The following is a 13,866-nucleotide window of genomic DNA, read 5'->3' on the forward strand; positions in this document are numbered from 1 at the left end:
TTTGTGATGCGCAAATTAGGGATTAATTGGGGGAAAAGCAACACTTATGACGGTGTTACTAAACAATGTTATGTAACACATCTTTAACATAAACATTTTCGAATCGGGTTAAAAATTATTTTCGCATGGCTATAAACTAATTTCATAGTTGCAATGAGTAATCCGGCACGATGTTATTTTTAGTTGTTTTCCTTTCATACAATAGTTCCCCCGTTACCTAATCAGTTTTCGTTTGACAGTTGTTAAGCGATAGTTCAACAATTGTCATTCTATCGCTTAACAACTGTCAAACGAAAACCCGGCTACAAGTTCGAATCTTATTTATAAAAAAAAGATCTTAAATTCAGCATTGCAGGAAATTATCTTCTACTAATCGATGGGAGAATTATCTATTTAGCGTATTCCTGCCCCACTATAAATAATTTCCGTCAACAGCTTTTTTGATATATCTAATAATAGTCTTACTTTTACACCCACAAACCCAAACAGCATAGCTATGGCAGGTATCTATCTTCATATTCCTTTTTGCAAAACGCGCTGCATCTACTGCGACTTCTACTCAACCACTCGCAGCGAACTCAAAACCCGTTATGTACAGGCTCTCTGCCGGGAGTTGGCGATGCGTAAAGAATACCTGAAAGGAGAAGATATAGAAACTGTTTATTTCGGTGGCGGAACCCCGTCTCAACTGGAAAAAGAGGATTTTGAACAGATATTTGATACCATCCGCGAGCATCACGGATTGAATCATTGCCAGGAAATCACATTGGAAGCCAATCCCGACGATCTGACAAGTGAATATCTGAAAATGCTTTCTTCGCTCCCTTTCAATCGCATCAGCATGGGAATACAGACTTTTGACGATCCCACTCTCAAACTATTGAAACGCCGTCACAATGCCCGTACAGCTATCGAAGCTGCTCACAGGTGTCGGGAAGCCGATTTTCAAAATATAAGTATCGACCTTATCTACGGATTACCGGGAGAAACCAAGGAACGATGGGCGAATGATCTTCGTCAGGCTGTCAGTCTGAACGTGGAGCATATTTCCGCTTATCATCTGATTTACGAAGAAGATACACCTATATATAATATGTTAAAACAACATCAGATATCGGAGGTGGACGAAGATTCCAGTTTAGATTTTTTCACGTTACTGATAGAGCATTTGCAGAAAGCGGGATTTGAACATTATGAAATTTCGAATTTCTGCCGTCCGGGCAAGTACTCCCGTCACAACAGTTCTTACTGGAAAGGAATACCTTATCTAGGGTGCGGACCGTCGGCGCATTCTTTTGACGGGATGACACGGGAATGGAATGTTTCTTCCATCGATACATATATAAAAGGTATAGAGGAAGGCAGTCGTGCTTTTGAAATAGAGTATCTGGACCAGACGACCCGCTACAATGAATTTATTATCACTACCATACGTACTGTATGGGGAACGCCTATAGAAAAGCTGAAACAGATGTTCGGCAATGAGATGTGGGAGTATTGCCAGAGAATGGCTGCGCCTTATCTGAAAAATGGAAAACTGGAAGAACACGATGGAGCCTTACGCTTGACTCGTGAAGGTATTTTCATCTCCGACAGTATAATGAGTGATTTACTTTGGGTAGATTAACAAAACAAACAGCAAGCCGATGACCGAATCAGAAGTTAGAAAGTTATTGCGGCAAATGAAAGAACTGGATTCGCAAACTGCTTTCCGGGACTTTTACAACATGACTTACGATCGCCTCTTCCGCATAGCCTACTACTATGTGAAGCAGGAAGAATGGTCGCAGGAAATCGTTCTCGACGTATTTCTGAAACTATGGAAACAGCGTAGCAATTTACTTGATGTGAGAAACATTGAAGATTATTGTTTCATTCTCGTCAAGAATGCTTCGCTCAATTATCTGGAAAAAGAATCAAAACACACTTACATTCATCCCGATTCTCTGCCGGAGCCACAGGAACAGAGCTATTCGCCGGAAGAATCACTCATCAGTGAAGAATTATTTGCTCTTTACGTAAAGGCACTCGACCGGCTTCCGGAACGTTGCAGGGAAGTATTCATTCGCATCCGCGAAGAAAAACAAAGTTATGCACAAGTAGCGGAAGAATTAGGCATCAGCATGAATACAGTGGACGCACAACTTCAGAAGGCAACCACACGACTCAAAGAGATGATTAGCCGGGCAGAAATAGATTAACAATTATTTAGAAAAAGAGCGTAGGGAGTTTCTGTCAACCTCCGGTCTTTATCAACAAATAAATCAATCACTAAAAAAGACAGAAAAATGAAAAAGCTAAATGACGCAAACATTGGATTCCTTGTTCTTCTATCAACTTGCCTGTGCCTGTTTTCATGCAACAATGACAACGACAATTTGCCCAAAGACTATGCAGGATTCGAACATTCGAAGGAAACGGTAGAATGTGAAGGAGACAAATCAGAGTGTGAATTGGAAATTAAAATTGTGGCAATGGAGAAAGCGAAAGAAGACCGAACGGTAGTACTTGCCGCACCTCCTCCGATGACAGGGCAAGCCGCAGTCATACAACTGACGGAAAAGAAAGTAATCATCAAAGCGGGTAAGAAGTCAGCTACGACTATCATTAAAATCTATCCCAAACAGATGGTATTGAATAAACAGAATGTCACTTTATCCTGCACTCCCCAATGGAAAGAAGGAGGGATCAGCAAACTGACCATTCTGTTGAAACGAAAATAATGGATCAAGAGTAATACAGAAAAAATATGAAACACACCGATACGGAATTAGAAGAAATACTGAATCAGCTCATTGCTTCCACGCGTTCACCGCGAGGGCGTTTTTCAGCAACAGCCAGTTACCCGGAACTAGAAAAAAGACTGAAGTCGCATACCCGGCGCCTGACTTTGATACGCACCTTCTCGGCAGCAGCGGCAGTAGTTCTACTTTGCCTATCGGTATGGACAGCTTATTTATATATGCAACCTGCTGCAATACAAACGGTTTCCACTCTGGCAGAGACACGTACAGTCCGTCTTCCTGATGGTAGTTCCGTCACGCTCAACCATTATTCTTCGCTTTCTTATCCGGAAAAGTTCCAATCGGACAAACGGGAAGTGGAGCTAAATGGGGAAGCCTATTTTGAAGTAAGCAAGGACCCAAAGCATCCGTTTATCGTGCAGACTGAAACGATTGACGTTCAAGTGTTGGGAACCCATTTCAATGTAGATGCATATCATGACAATCCGGATGTAAAGACAACGTTATTGTCCGGCTCGGTAGCAGTCAGCAATAAAAGTAAATCTGTCTGTATGATTTTGAAGCCTAACGAGATTGCTATATATAATAAGGTAGAAGAAAAACTCACCCGCAAGGTTTTAGAGAACGCAGAAGATGAAATTTCCTGGCGACAGGGAGAGTTTATATTCGACGACCTGCCTTTACAGGAGATTGCCCGCGAACTGTCCAACTCATTCGGAGCGACGATCCATATAGCCGATACGACTTTGCAAAATTACCGGATCACAGCACGATTCCGCGATGGAGAAGATCTGGCAACCATTTTATCTGTATTACACAACGCCGGTTATTTCAACTACTCACAAAACAATAAACAGATTATTATCACTGCTAAACCAGACTAAGATGAATATAATATTCCAAGATCGCTTCCCTATCAGAGCCATTGTTCTGATAGGGGTGGCGCTCCTTATCACCACGCAAATATATGCACAAAATGCGGAAGCCCGGCTTTCGCTGACACTACGAAACGCCACACTAAAAGAATTCGTCAAACGGATTGAAAACTCAACCGGATATTCTTTTATCTATGGCGAGGAAATTATCATCAAACATAAAATCAATTTGCAGGTAAAGGATAAGCCGTTGCGTGAAATACTTGATCTCGTATTCAAAAATGAACAGATCAGTTATCAGTTCACCGGCCGCCATATTCTACTGCAAAAGAAAAAAGAATCAAAAACCGTAGGCCGTAAGTTCACTATCAGCGGATATGTCACAGATGGAACGTCTTCCGAGACGTTGATTGGAACCAATATCATTGAGAGTCATCAGAATCAAGGAACAACCACCAATCCTTACGGTTTTTACAGCATCACTTTGCCCGAAGGAGAAACCGAACTGCGTTTCTCCTATCTGGGTTATGCCACAGAAGCGCATCATTTTACGCTCTCACAAGATACATTGCTGAATATCCGCATGCAGGGAAACACGCAGTTGCAGGAGGTAGTGATCGTTTCCGATAAAACTGAAACGGGCACCGTAGCCACCCAGATGGGCTCTATCGAAATTCCGATGACACAGATTAAAAATACGCCGAGCATACTGGGAGAGGCAGATGTCATGAAAGCCATCCAGCTGATGCCTGGCGTACAGGCAGGAGTAGACGGTTCAGCCGGACTGTATATACGCGGCGGCAGTCCGGACCAGAATCTTATTCTACTGGATGGGACTCCTGTATACAATGTAGACCACATGTTCGGATTCTTTTCGGTTTTTACTCCGGAGGCTGTCAAAAAGGTAACACTATTCAAAAGTTCCTTTCCGGCACGTTTCGGCGGACGGCTTTCTTCCGTCATTGATGTCCGTACCAATGACGGAGACATGCAGAAATACCACGGTACGCTTAGTATCGGATTACTAACCAGCAAAATCAATCTGGAAGGCCCGATTGTGAAAGGAAAAACCTCTTTCAACATTTCCGCCAGACGTTCGTATGCCGATCTCATCGCCAAGCCATTTATGCCGGATGGAGAAGAATATGGTTATTACTTTTATGACATCAATGCCAAAATCAATCATAAATTCTCCGACCGGAGCCGTATCTATCTAAGCGTTTACAACGGGAAAGATCATTTTGCCGCCAATTATGATGGGGATACCGACTCCAAAGATGGAAGTACAATGAATTGGGGAAATACCATTGTTTCCGCCAGATGGAACTACATATTCAACAACCGTCTGTTCAGCAACACGACTATCTCTTACAACAACTATTTATTCGACGTCAACTCATACAACAACAATAAATATGCTAACAGTATGGGAGCTTCGATAATCAACCGATATTCAGCCGATTATCGTTCGGGAATCAATGACTGGAGCTATCAGATTGATTTCGATTATAACCCGTCTCCCGCACACCACATTAAATTTGGTACAGGATATATCTATCATCGGTTCCGTCCGGAGGTCATGACATCCAAGATCTCCGAGAAAACAGGAGACAAAGTAGATCGAGACACCACTTACCACAGCATCGCCAACAGCCGGATTTACGGGCATGAGCTATCGGCTTATCTGGAAGACAACATCAAGGTGAATGACCGTCTGCGTCTGAATCTTGGATTACACCTCTCCTTGTTTCAGGTACAGAAGCAGAGTTATTCTTCTTTGCAGCCACGAGTTTCCGCCCGTTATCAACTAGGGAAAGACGTAACTCTGAAAGCCTCTTATACACAAATGAGCCAATACGTACATCTGTTATCATCCATGCCAATCGCAATGCCTACGGACTTATGGGTTCCCGTGACTAAAAAAATCAAACCGATGCGCTCTCACCAATATTCATTAGGCGGATACTATACGGGAATCGAGGGATGGGAATTCTCGGTAGAAGGCTATTATAAAGATATGTATAATGTATTGGAGTATAAAGAAGGAGTCAGCTTCTTCGGTTCTTCTGCCGGTTGGGAAAATAAAGTGGAAATGGGCAAGGGACGTTCGGCAGGTATTGAGTTTATGGCACAGAAGACACTTGGAAGAACGACGGGATGGCTGTCCTACACTTTGTCCAAAAGTGACCGTCAGTTTGCCAAAGGCGGTATCAACAACGGTGAACGGTTTCCATATAAATATGATCGAAGACACAATATCAACCTGACAATCAACCATAAGTTCAGCGAACGTATCGACATCGGTGCTTCCTGGGTGTTTTATACAGGTGGAACAAGTACAATCCCTGAAGAGAAAACCGCTGTCATCCGTCCTAGCGACGGCACAAACAACAGATTTGGAGGAGGATATGGATATGGAGATTATTTTGATTCAGGCATAACTTCACCCATCATCGGAGAAGCTTCGTATGTGGAGCATCGTAATAATTACCGGTTACCAGCCAGTCACCGGTTGAATGTGGGAGTCAATTTCAACAAAAAGACCAAACATGGTATGCGTACCTGGAATATCAGTCTGTATAATGCATATAATGCGATGAACCCTACATTTGTATATCGCAGCACCAGCAAAAACGATCCCTACAAACCGATTATCAAGAAGTATACTATACTTCCATTAATTCCATCATTCACTTACACTTATAAATTCTAAACCCATTATGAGAACTCGTATATATTATCCATTTATCCTGTTAATAGCATTACTGACAACAGTATCTTGCGAAAACGAACTCCCGTTTAGTGTAAAGGACAATCCACCCAAACTAGTGATGAATGCACTAATCAACGCAGATAGTCTGACCAATGTTCTTTACCTCAATTTCACGGGAAGAGGATATGCCACTCATGCAGAAAAAGCCACCGTGGAAGTACGTGTTAACGGACAGTTGTCAGAAAGTTTACGTCCGCTCCCACCACAGGCGGAAGGAGATATGCAATGCCGCTTCAATATTTCCGGCAAATTCTCTCCCGGAGATGTAGTACGTATCGACGCTCTCACTGACGACGGGCAGTATCACGCATGGGCTGAAGTTACCGTTCCACAGCGTCCCCACGAAATTACTGATATCGATACGGTCACTGTTCCACTGACACAGTATTATTATACACAGAATTATCTCCGGTATAAAATCAACATCAAAGATCGCCCCGACGAAAATAATTTCTATCGACTTATCATGGATAAGCAAATGACAGTGAAAGACTATAATAATGAAATAGGCGAATATGTCACTAAAACCACACACCGTTATCATTTTATATCCCGCGAAGATGTTGTATTGACGGACGGACAGCCTACCAACAGCGATGACGAAGATAATGGCATGTTCGACACCGTAAAGAATATATATGGCGTATTCGATGACTCACGATTCAAAGATACATCTTATACCATGACAGTCTACAACCAGACAAATGTTGAGGGGCTTTCCAAATATGGAACGAATGTAAAGATGGATATTATTGTGCGCCTGTTAAGCATTACAGAAACCGAATATTACTATCTGAAAGCACTCAACCTGGCAGATTCCGACGCTTATGATGAGACAATAAACGAACCAATCAAATATCCCGGCAATGTGCACGGAGGGGTCGGGATTGTCGGGATCAGTACGGAGACAAGCAAAATCATTCATATAGAAAAGCCATGGATATGAAAACTCATCACCTGCTATTTATACTCATCGCATTACCGCTGTTCTGTTCCTGCCGAAGCAGCCGGAGTATGCTAAGGGAAATACAAGCCTTAAAATCCAGCTTGTATTACGAGCTCACTTCTCCTATCTATCAGGAGAAAGCAGATCAAACCGTATATCTGGACTTCATCGACTATTCCAACATGGATTATTACACCAGCGTGAAACGAAAAAAGTCTGCATATATTCCGCTACTGTTATATAACTATGAAGGCGAGCTTTTCCATCTTCGGTTAGGAGAGTCTTCTCTCACCCAACTCTATCGGGAATTTCTGACGGAGGCACTGCTTACCGAATGTAACAGTAGCACCTGCTGTCATCTGATAGATAATCAGAAAGGAAAAATGATTCCCGATTCCGCCTATCGGCTGGAAGTAAAAATCAGAAAGAATGAGACGTGTGGCAGAATCAAACTCAACCAGTCAAGCATCCCTTGGTTTGAGGGAGAAATGTTGGAGGTTGTCAATAACAAAATTCGCCCGGCAGCTTCCAGTCTTGCCATTTCTATCCGCCTCACTCAAAAGGAAGATTGCCTGCTTGATAAAACTTACTCTACAGAATATCAGCAAACTACCAAAGCGCAAAGATTCGAAGATTCACCGTCCGCCAATGCCGCTTGTCTGGATGATATGACCGAATGTTTGTCAATGGCTACGAAAGAAATCGTGGAGGAGATTAGTCGGGATATACATTTAATACTATCTTTGCAGCCAAAAAGCAGGCACTAACTATGTTTATCATTATTGGAATTATGCTGACAGGCATGCTTTTTGGCTACTTGTTACGCAGTAAAAGACTATCATGGATACACAAGATAATTACTCTTCTTATATGGATTCTCCTCTTTCTTCTAGGAATAGATGTAGGAGGTAACGAATCTATTATCAAAGGTTTGCATACTCTCGGACTGGAAGCTATTATCATCACGGTAGCTGCCGTTGCAGGAAGTACGTTATGTGCCTGGGGATTATGGTACCTATTATATAAATGGAATGGAGGAAAGGAAACAAAAGCATGAAAGGTAGTTTGATTATCGTCTCTTTCTTCATTATCGGTACTCTTTGTGGAGTTTATCATCTTATTCCATACGACTTCACCGACAGCAAGCTCAGTTACTATGCCCTCTGCGGACTCATGTTCTGCGTAGGCATCAGTATCGGCAACGATCCGAATACTTTGAAGAGTTTTCGCTCCCTGAATCCGCGGCTTGTATTCCTTCCCATCATGACGATCATTGGCACATTAGCAGGTTGCGCCGTAGCAGGAGCCTTTATGAGCCAACGAGGTCCTTTAGACTGTATGGCAGTCGGAGCCGGATTTGGCTATTATTCACTTTCCAGCATTTTCATTACCGAATACAAAGGTCCCGAATTGGGAACTATTGCGTTACTTTCCAATATCATGCGTGAAATCATCGCTTTGCTGTGTGCGCCATTATTAGTGAAGTATTTCGGAAAGCTAGCCCCTATTTCTGTTGGTGGAGCCACTACAATGGATACCACTCTTCCTATTATTACCCGATATTCGGGAAAAGAATTTGTAATCATTTCTATTTTCCATGGTTTTGTTGTTGATTTCAGTGTTCCTTTCCTAGTCACGTTCCTTTGTTCAATATCATTTTAATAGGAATAAATCCTAAAAAGCAGATTATTTTCACTATCGTTTTCGCACACGTATTACAAATATGTTTCATAAAGAACCACTTTTGTATCAAAAAGCATACCATCTCTTGACTTACATCAAGAAATGAGGCTAAATAGAATCTTTTCCTTCTCTTTATTTTTATGCTATAAAACATATTCTTATATTTGCATAGGTAAAAAGAAAAACTAAGCGCTTAGACTAATTTTCAATAGGTATTAGATTTGTTTTTAGGAATAGTTTTTAGGTATAACAATTAAAAAAGTAGGTATTATGAAACGTTTAGGATTAACATTAGTGGCAGCGCTCTGCCTTGCTGCTACAACATTTGCAGCCGGAAATCAACCTACAACTGCAAAATGGGAAGGTAACATCAATGTTAGTAAATTAGGTAAATATTTGAACTTGAATTCAGTTCAGAGTGAAGAGGTTGCAAACATCTGCGATTATTTCTCCGAACAGATGTCAAGAGCCACAACAGCAAAGAAAGATAAAGAAGCTAAATTGCGTAACGCTGTTTATGGTAACTTGAAGCTGATGAGAAAGACTCTTAGTGCTGAACAGTATGCCAAGTATGCTGCATTGATGAACATCACTTTACAGAATAAAGGTATTGAACTGAATAAGTAAAATGAGTAATATGCAAAAGAGAGAGAGGGTGGAAGCCAGTTTGGGCTTCCACTTTTTTTATTCCTCTTTATCCTCATCTATTCACATGGCTTTATCTTTATCGCATATCCGCCTCCCGGATACATTACAATTTTAAGCTTCCTATCAACTGGTAACTTTTTTATTACTTTACGATAGTCGGAAGCATTTCTATCCGAATTTAAACCATCACAAAAGATTTCTACATAATAATCTGCATTCGGCAAAAAAGACAAATCAACCAGAGTCTCACGAATCGACCAATCATTCATCCCCCCTACATACCATACATCTCCTTTACGACGAGCAATGTGAATATAATGAGAAAGTTTGCAGTCCAACGAGCGCGTCTCATCCCAAACTGTAGGAACAGATGATATAAAATCAGTGCATTCTTGTTCTTTCATGTACCGGGTAGGTGAATCACATAACATATTCAAAGGAGAATTAAAGACTACATACTCCGCCATTTGACGACATCGCGTACCTTGACTCATTGGGTTACTATAAACCGGATAAAAACCTCCCCGAACAGCATTCTGCATAGCTCCTTGTGTATAATCCACAGGTCCTGCCATCATTCGTATAAACGGAAATTGCAAATCATAAGTAACCTGATCACATTCTATTGGTCTCCATTTCATTTGCTCCAATCCATGTACCCCTTCAAAATTCATCACATTCGGATAAGTCCGTTGAATACCAAAAGGTTTACAAGCACCATGATAGTTAAGAATCATGTGATATCTGGAACATAATTCCGCTGCTTCCCACATAAATCGAATCATATCCTGATCATCCCTATCCAGAAAGTCTACTTTAAAACCTTTCACTCCCATTTCTGCATAGTGCTTCACCACTTTTTCCATATCCCGGTGAAATGCCCAATAACCAGCCCATAAAATAATGTCTACATTCTTACTTTTAGCATAAGAGACTAACTCTGTCAAATCAATTTCAGGAATAACCTGCAACATATCCGCTTGCTGGTTTACTGCCCAACCTTCATCCAAAATTACATACTTAATCTGATTTATAGCAGCAAAATCAATATAATATTTGTATGTCTCATTATTAATTCCTGCTCGAAAATCCACTTTGGAGATATTCCAATCGTTCCACCAATCCCAAGCGACCTTACCAGGCTTAATCCATGAAATATCTTTTAGTACGGAAGGTGTAGCCAACAAGTAAACCAAATCATTATCCAACAATTCCCTATCCTGTTCAGCTATCGTAAATATTCTCCAAGGAAATGTACGCTTTCCATTAGTGTGGGCAATATAATCATAACGTTTCACCACTATTTGCTGTAGTTGATTATGCCCTCCCTGCACTGTTTTCTCTGGTAAAGGTGCCCAAACACCTTTCATTGAAAAGCTATCAGGACTACTTTGCAGAAACATACCAGGATAATCGCGCAGGTCACTTTCCGTAATACATATCTTTTCAAATTTATCCGGTAGTTCCACTAAAAAAGGATAGAAAATCAACCGTCTACTATTCAGTTGAGACAACAATTGATTATCATAAGTATTCTCAAAAGAATTTAAATACTGACTAGACAAGTCGTTATCATCTCCATAATTACTGTAAGCAGCATACCCTTTAGTTCCTGATGGGAAATGAAAAACAGCCTTCTCATTATTAATAACAATCTCCCTCTCCTTGAAATCAGTTACAAAACGATAAGCAACTCCCTGATTATAACAACGGAAAACAACCGAATAATTACCTCTAAAACTAGCAGTCAATTCATTATAAATATTATCAACCTCATCTTTTATATATATAGGAGATGATAATTTTTCCGTCACTGAACGTCGGCTTACACTTTTTAGTTTTGGATTTTCTCCTAATATTCCTATAAAACGGACATCCATACCAATCGCAGACGGTTGAAGTACTGTCGTCCCATTCCGAATAATAGCGATCTCCAATTCTTGACCTATCATAACCTGAAGTTCAATTTTCCTATCTGGCGACTGCACATATAATACTTTTTGTCCCCAGCTTACTACAGGTAACAACAAAATATATAACAACAGTTGATACTTGATTTTCATTTTATCAATCGAATTATTTATTTTATTCACCTTTTAAACGTCTCTCCAGCATTTTCATATAATAGCCACCAACTACCGAACGTGCACGGAATACTTTCACTTCGGGTCGATCCGTATACATCCAGTCAGTCATCGGTACACGATCTGGAGTTGTAGTCATAAACAAATAAACAGGATCAACAAATTTTTCGAATGTTTCCATATCCGAAGCCAAAGTAGCCGTCCACATAATCCAGTCAGTTTTGGTATAAGTTTCACGGTTATCCAATGGTAGACCGTATTTATTCTGTACTGAAAGATAATAAGGTATTTCTGTCTGTCTTACTTTATCTGGAAATATATGCCAATCCATCAGTTTATCCCACACCAAATTATACTTTTGGCTCCATGTTCCCGGTTTGTCAAATGCCAATTTATAATGATCACCATCATCAGCCATCTTTACCCATTCCAGAGCCATTTCTTTTGCTTTTTGTATATAGCTTTCACTTTGTTCCTTATAGCCTAGCTTACCAGCCAGATAACCATAAGAAGCTACCCCTAAAATTGCTTTTATAGAAAGATTTGCATTATGAGCCAAATGCCCGGCAAAATCATCTGTACAGAGTTGGTCCGCAGGATCAAGGCCGTTATAAAGTAAATAATCTGCCCACGCTGTTAATGTTTTCCAATGTCTTCGGGCATAATCAGTATTTCCCTCTACAGCGGCAATCGACGCAGTTAAAATTAAGATATTACCAGATTCTTCTATGGGCATTTCTCCAACATATGTCTCACCATTAGCAAGTGGATAAGTTCCGACATCATGAGCAGCAAACGGTTTAGTCCATCTACCACTCTCGCTATAATAGAAGATAGGATTCAACATACCCTTAACTAGTTCCGGATTATAAAGCAGAAACAAAGGAGCTGAAGGATAAGTAATATCCACTGTGCCAATAGATCCATTACTGGAATTTTCTTTTGAAAGGAACAGTAAATCTCCATTAGGAGCCTCTACCAATTTATGTGCCGAAATTGCCTGACGATATGCCAAGGCACAAAGCTCTGCATATCTACGTCCTCCTGCTTCAGTTGCCTCTTTCATTAATTGATAATCGAAAGCTATGCATTTCTTCATCAATTTCTCATAATCCGAATTCGCCTTATGAAATTGAGATAGAATTGTTTCTGTTCCCTTCCGATTCCAGTAAGGGCGCAAGTTCTCCCCAAAATACTGAATTGAAAATATATCATCATATCCAATTAAAAAACGCCCCTCTGACTTTCTAATAGTTCCCAAAGAACAAACTAAAGCCATTCGTTGATTTTCTCCTTTAGTATTAGCCGCACTAGCATAAAAGTCAGTATTTCCCTTTAAAAAATTTTCACGGAGTGTATTACGGTTTCCAACAGCAGCAAGAGTATTATGCCTATCGGTGCCTAAATAGAAATATCCCCAGTCAATACGAACATCATCTCCCTTCGTCCCAAGTATATTCTGTTGTTTCGTACCACTTTTAAGAAAAACAAAACCATCTTTAGTAAAAGTCTCTGAAACAGACGACTGGTTTGACAGATTCATAGCCCAATGTGGAGACACTTCTATATAAAGTTCTACATTGTGCATTTGACCATCATCAGTTTTCATTTCATAAGAAAGATAATTTACCGGACGGGCCACAAGCTCAAGATCATCCATCAAAAGAGGGGCAATAAAGGTCAAATCTAATTGAACCGGGCCACAAACAAACTGATAAATCGTCCTTGTCGGCTGTACATCAACAGAAAGTTGGCGAGCTGTCTGTGTAAAATAGGACATACTATCTCCTTCAGTGGACAAACCCGGAACATCACCATTCGTACTCATCATCGGATCATAATCCTCTATCCCCATAAAACGATACGGTACTCCATCTACTTTGACAACACCTATCAAAGGAAAATCTTGTCCTGTCCAATGTTTCAAAGAAGAATCATACAAATTATCCCCGAAGGACCAAGCATTAGTATAAGGATCTATCGTTACTAAAGGATAAGCAGGAGCGCGCAACTCATTCTTATCAACACAGTGTACTTCTTTATTATTGCAACCTAACAATAACAAAATCATTACTATTCCCGAAAGAATCCGAGATTTTATAATTTTCATATA

12 protein-coding genes are annotated in these 13,866 nt (G+C 40.5%); 10 read left to right on the forward strand and 2 right to left on the reverse strand.

The genetic code is table 11. The annotated features are described in order from the left end of the window. Nucleotides 1-496: 496 nt before the first annotated feature. The 10 genes from hemW (at nt 497) to DXB58_RS07435 (ending at nt 9,648) form a co-directional block, all read left to right on the forward strand. Complete coding sequence (gene hemW, locus DXB58_RS07385; protein WP_122136393.1) at nt 497-1,627, forward strand: radical SAM family heme chaperone HemW; 1,131 nt, start codon at nt 497-499, stop codon at nt 1,625-1,627. A 19-nt stretch (nt 1,628-1,646) separates the two neighbouring features. Then, on the forward strand, nt 1,647-2,201 hold the full coding sequence (locus DXB58_RS07390) for an RNA polymerase sigma-70 factor (RefSeq protein ID WP_122136394.1): 555 nt from the start codon (nt 1,647-1,649) through the stop codon (nt 2,199-2,201). Between the two features lie 87 nt (nt 2,202-2,288). Further along, entirely contained in the window at nt 2,289-2,723 is a 435-nt protein-coding gene (locus DXB58_RS07395; protein ID WP_122136395.1) for a hypothetical protein, read from the forward strand. A 26-nt stretch (nt 2,724-2,749) separates the two neighbouring features. Beyond that, a complete protein-coding gene (locus tag DXB58_RS07400) occupies nt 2,750-3,628 on the forward strand; it encodes a FecR family protein (protein WP_122136396.1) in 879 nt (292 codons plus the stop codon). A 1-nt stretch (nt 3,629) separates the two neighbouring features. Continuing rightward, nucleotides 3,630-6,332 carry a TonB-dependent receptor gene (locus DXB58_RS07405; RefSeq protein ID WP_122136397.1) on the forward strand — a complete coding sequence of 901 codons (2,703 nt, stop codon included), beginning with the start codon at nt 3,630-3,632 and terminating at the stop codon, nt 6,330-6,332. Nucleotides 6,333-6,339: 7 nt separating this feature from the next. After that, entirely contained in the window at nt 6,340-7,338 is a 999-nt protein-coding gene (locus tag DXB58_RS07410) for a DUF4249 domain-containing protein (protein ID WP_122136398.1), read from the forward strand. Further along, entirely contained in the window at nt 7,335-8,105 is a 771-nt protein-coding gene (locus DXB58_RS07415; RefSeq protein WP_233527257.1) for a hypothetical protein, read from the forward strand. Before DXB58_RS07410 ends, DXB58_RS07415 begins: the two co-directional genes overlap by 4 nt. Before the next feature lie 2 nt (nt 8,106-8,107). Continuing rightward, complete coding sequence (locus tag DXB58_RS07420; RefSeq protein ID WP_122136400.1) at nt 8,108-8,395, forward strand: LysO family transporter; 288 nt, start codon at nt 8,108-8,110, stop codon at nt 8,393-8,395. After that, nucleotides 8,392-9,000 (forward strand): lysine exporter LysO family protein, encoded by a 609-nt coding sequence (locus DXB58_RS07425; protein ID WP_004326224.1) that lies wholly within the window; start codon nt 8,392-8,394, stop codon nt 8,998-9,000. The genes DXB58_RS07420 and DXB58_RS07425 overlap by 4 nt, the downstream gene beginning before the upstream one ends. Before the next feature lie 291 nt (nt 9,001-9,291). Next, nucleotides 9,292-9,648, forward strand: coding sequence for a hypothetical protein (locus tag DXB58_RS07435; protein ID WP_004299310.1), 357 nt, complete (start codon nt 9,292-9,294; stop codon nt 9,646-9,648). A 77-nt stretch (nt 9,649-9,725) separates the two neighbouring features. Here DXB58_RS07435 and DXB58_RS07440 read toward each other — a convergent pair whose 3' ends face one another. Together DXB58_RS07440 and DXB58_RS07445 are read right to left on the reverse strand one after the other, a co-directional pair. Next, nucleotides 9,726-11,732: a glycoside hydrolase family 97 protein gene (locus tag DXB58_RS07440; RefSeq protein WP_122136402.1), complete on the reverse strand. Its 2,007-nt coding sequence runs from the start codon at nt 11,730-11,732 to the stop codon at nt 9,726-9,728. 22 nt (nt 11,733-11,754) lie between these two features. Next, nucleotides 11,755-13,863, reverse strand: a complete 2,109-nt coding sequence (locus DXB58_RS07445) for a glutaminase family protein (protein WP_122136403.1) — start codon at nt 13,861-13,863, stop codon at nt 11,755-11,757. Nucleotides 13,864-13,866 lie beyond the last annotated feature (3 nt).

The sequence above is a fragment of the Bacteroides sp. OM05-10AA genome (assembly GCF_003439055.1).
Lineage (GTDB): Bacteria > Bacteroidota > Bacteroidia > Bacteroidales > Bacteroidaceae > Bacteroides > Bacteroides intestinigallinarum.

Coding starts and splice junctions, on each gene's coding strand:
- DXB58_RS07425 (WP_004326224.1), top strand. CDS start 8,392: ATGAAAGGTAGTTTGATTATCGTCTCTTTCTTCATTATCGGTACTCTT.
- DXB58_RS07415 (WP_233527257.1), top strand. CDS start 7,335: ATGAAAACTCATCACCTGCTATTTATACTCATCGCATTACCGCTGTTC.
- DXB58_RS07390 (WP_122136394.1), top strand. CDS start 1,647: ATGACCGAATCAGAAGTTAGAAAGTTATTGCGGCAAATGAAAGAACTG.
- DXB58_RS07440 (WP_122136402.1), bottom strand. CDS start 11,732: ATGAAAATCAAGTATCAACTGTTGTTATATATTTTGTTGTTACCTGTA.
- hemW (WP_122136393.1), top strand. CDS start 497: ATGGCAGGTATCTATCTTCATATTCCTTTTTGCAAAACGCGCTGCATC.
- DXB58_RS07420 (WP_122136400.1), top strand. CDS start 8,108: ATGTTTATCATTATTGGAATTATGCTGACAGGCATGCTTTTTGGCTAC.
- DXB58_RS07395 (WP_122136395.1), top strand. CDS start 2,289: ATGAAAAAGCTAAATGACGCAAACATTGGATTCCTTGTTCTTCTATCA.
- DXB58_RS07435 (WP_004299310.1), top strand. CDS start 9,292: ATGAAACGTTTAGGATTAACATTAGTGGCAGCGCTCTGCCTTGCTGCT.
- DXB58_RS07405 (WP_122136397.1), top strand. CDS start 3,630: ATGAATATAATATTCCAAGATCGCTTCCCTATCAGAGCCATTGTTCTG.
- DXB58_RS07410 (WP_122136398.1), top strand. CDS start 6,340: ATGAGAACTCGTATATATTATCCATTTATCCTGTTAATAGCATTACTG.
- DXB58_RS07445 (WP_122136403.1), bottom strand. CDS start 13,863: ATGAAAATTATAAAATCTCGGATTCTTTCGGGAATAGTAATGATTTTG.
- DXB58_RS07400 (WP_122136396.1), top strand. CDS start 2,750: ATGAAACACACCGATACGGAATTAGAAGAAATACTGAATCAGCTCATT.